We start from the raw sequence: 1,975 nt of genomic DNA on the forward strand, positions 1-1,975 counted from the left end.
CGCAGAAACCAGTCCTGCCGAACAACCGGCAGCCCATCCCGAGACGGATGTCCGGCTGCTGGATCTGAACAAGATCGTCAATTCGACCTACAATCCCCGCAAGAACTTCCGTGAGGATACGCTGCTGGAACTTGCCGAGAGCATCAAACAGTCGGGCGTACTGCAGCCTATCTGCGTGCGTCCGAAGGACGAGGGCTTCGAGATCGTCTACGGCGAGCGCCGCTACTGGGCCGCGGCCATGGCGAATCTGAAATTCATCCCGGCCTTGGTACGGGATTTGTCGGACGCCGAGGCCGAGGATGCCGCCATCACGGAGAACCTGCAGCGCGAGGACGTGCGGCCGCGCGAGGAGGCCGCCGCCTACAAGCGGGCCCTGCAGTCGGGACGGCATACGATCGAGAGCCTCGTGGGCAAGTTCGGCAAGTCGGAAGCCTACATCCGCTCGCGACTGAAACTCTGCGAACTGATCGACGCTTTGGCCGGGATGCTCGACCGGGAGGATATCTCGGTGGGTGTCGCCACGGAGATCGCCAAATATCCGGCCGACATCCAGCAGGAGGTCTACGACGATCATTTCGCCGAGGGGTGCTACAACTCGTGGAAGACGGCGCGGATCAAGGAGATCGCCCGGCGTCTCTACGAGCGTTACATGACCAAGCTGGAAAGCTATAACTTCGATAAGACGGAGTGCCTTTCCTGCCAGCACAACACGGCCAATCAGGTGTTGTTTAAGGACGAATGTACGGGCGGTTGCGCGGGCTGTCAAAACCGCGAGTGCATGATCCGCAAGAACAACGAGTTTTTGGTACAGAAAGCCGTGAAACTCCTGAAGGACGACCCGCGTACGACGCTGGCTACGGACGGCGAAACGCCTGCCGCAGTACTCGAAGCTCTTGAGAAAGAGGGCTATCACGTCGAAGAGCTGGAATACAGCGTTTATCACTACGATAAAGGCCCTCAGATGCCCGACGCTCCACAAGCCGAGGAGTTCGAGTCAGAAGAGGATTTTACTGAGGCTAAGGAGGAGTACGAGGCCGAAATGGCGGCGTTTGCCGAAGAAACTCAGCGGTTGGAGTTCGACATCTCGGAAGGACGGGTGCGCAAGTATGCCGTCATCGGCAACCTCGATATCGAGCTCCGCTACGAAGAGATCGAGGACGAAGAGCGGGAAGTGACGGTAAACGAGGGCCAGGACGATGAGCACAAGGTCTTCGTCACCGTCGTCCCGCCTTCTCCGCTGGAAGGGCTGATGCAGCAGGATCGCCGCAACCGGGAAATCTGCTACGAACACATCACGACCGATATGAAGCGTGTCTTCCTCGATGTGAAGGTTGCGAACAAGCCCTTGCAGAAAGAGGAGCAGCAGATGTTCTACTATGCCGTGATGCAGCGCGTAATGAGCGACTCGAAACTCCGTCAGTGCGGTTTCCGGCCCAAGGAGGGCTCTTACCTGACCGACCGGGAACAATTCGCCGCTGCGGGACGCATTACGGCCAAGCAGCAGGCGGCGCTGGTCCGCGCTTATCTGGTGGACTATTTCCGCTCGGCGGCTCCGGAGTACGGATGTACGGATGAAACGCTTCTGACGGGCATGATGTGCCGCTTCGCAGACCTGAACTTCGCGGAACAGAGCCAAGCCGTTCAACAACAGTATCTGGAAACATACGAAAAGCGCAAAGCCCGTCTTCAGGAGCAGATCGACGCTTTGCAGGCAAAAGCCGAGGCCGAGGAGATGGCGGTTTCGATGCAGGAGGCACCGGATGCCGAACCGGAGATGCCCGAGCTGCTGCCGGACGAGACGCCCGCTATAGAACCCACCCCGGAGCCGCTGATTATTCCTATGGACCCGGATATCGAACCCGATATCCGGATGCCTGAGGAGATGAAAACGGCGGCATAGTAACAACATGAACTAAATAACCGACGGAGCAGACATAGCCTGCTCCGTCTTTTCATTATTATTGCTATGAATAAG

General features: G+C 58.0%; 1 protein-coding gene. It reads left to right on the forward strand.

What is annotated here, in order from left to right:
- The coding region (locus BHV64_RS09225; protein WP_288115787.1) for a ParB/RepB/Spo0J family partition protein at positions 1-1,900 on the forward strand (1,900 nt) is incomplete at its 5' end.
- Positions 1,901-1,975: the final 75 nt, after the last annotated feature.

The sequence above is a fragment of the Alistipes sp. 56_sp_Nov_56_25 genome (assembly GCF_001915285.1).
Lineage (GTDB): Bacteria > Bacteroidota > Bacteroidia > Bacteroidales > Rikenellaceae > Alistipes > Alistipes shahii.